The following is a 1,339-nucleotide window of genomic DNA, read 5'->3' on the forward strand; positions in this document are numbered from 1 at the left end:
GGACATGTGTTCAGAAAGGTTTAAGTTATGCAGGAAGATAACAAAAAAGAAACAATAAAAGAAGAAAAAGTTCATTTCAAAAAGGGCACCACAGTCCTTCCACAATTCAGATTGCATACCAAAATTTTCAGTTCCTTGTCCTTTCAAGGAAAAAATTGGCAAACGAAAAACTTAATGTAGTTTGCCAATTTCTCTACAGCAATGTAATACGATTAAAATAAGTTTTTGGAAAAATAGATGACACAACAATCATTCCAGCAAAGTTCACATCATTTGTCAGACACAGCATTGGCCTTCAATCTTACGAACGTAGAGCCTTAGCAAAGAAATTTTTAAATTCAGAAAAAAATCAATAAGGGCGAGACCCAAGCAGCCAAAACACACAGAAAACAAGCAAGTAAAAACGAAATTCGGCCGTAACAGCAATAAACATTTATTGTTATCCCTTGAAGAAGTGAAACAATCAGCTATAAAAACCGAATGTAAAAGCCAAAGAATCGCCCTCTGGTTGCTATACCCTAATAATAATCGAAAAACAACAAAAAATATTTCTAAAAGTCTGAGCTATACCCTAGTAATAATCGAAAAACAACACAAAATACTTCTAAAAGTCTGAGCATACTCAAACACAATGGGAGACTACCTTTCAGACATGACTTAAACCCTAAAACTTTTTATTTTCATAAGAGTTTCCCTGCAGCAATCTTTAGTTGTAAACATTGCCTAAACATTTTTCAGTTAGAAATTTAAAGTAATGCTTTTTTTTCCACAGAGTCAATTTACTACCAAATATTCCCAAAACATCAGGTAAAAGCAAATAATAACCCAACACGTATCATTCCACCCAACCTTACAGCTCAGGCCGCAGAAGCGCGTACAAATAGCAAGTACTTAGGATGAAAGGGGCTTTAAGCTTAATCCTGCCAGGACTTAGCACTGTTGTTAGGCGTATGAAACTTGCCGATGAAAAGCAGTTAAAGCTGGGGATTCTGAAGAGGTTGGGCTGGAGCCAAGGAGCAAAGTTGCCAGCTAGGCAGTTTAAGCATGGAACACCCAAGATGGGCCATCTGCCATTTTTAATTCAACAGAGAGGAAAGATTCCTTTGTATATGTAACGAAGATACACTCAGAGGCAAAAGGCATAGAAAAAAATATAAGTTTAAATGAAAGTGTTATTGAATTGTATCTAATATTTTTTAGAAGCAAGAGGAACCAAGTAGGAAAAACCAACAATCTATCTTAATAATAAAACTAAAACAATTCAACAACAGAACAAATAACTAAATAACTAAATAACTAAATAACTAAATAACTAAATAACTAAATAACTAAATAACTA

At 34.1% G+C, this 1,339-nt stretch carries 1 protein-coding gene; it reads left to right on the top strand.

What is annotated here, in order from left to right; all coding sequences use genetic code 11:
* Positions 1 to 27 precede the first annotated feature (27 nt).
* The gene (locus OZD62_RS00315; protein ID WP_275019183.1) at positions 28 to 180 is read left to right on the top strand and encodes a hypothetical protein; all 153 of its coding nucleotides are present in this window, start codon (positions 28 to 30) and stop codon (positions 178 to 180) included.
* Positions 181 to 1,339: the final 1,159 nt, after the last annotated feature.

This window comes from Wolbachia endosymbiont of Drosophila seguyi, assembly GCF_028981765.1.
Classification (GTDB): domain Bacteria; phylum Pseudomonadota; class Alphaproteobacteria; order Rickettsiales; family Anaplasmataceae; genus Wolbachia; species Wolbachia pipientis.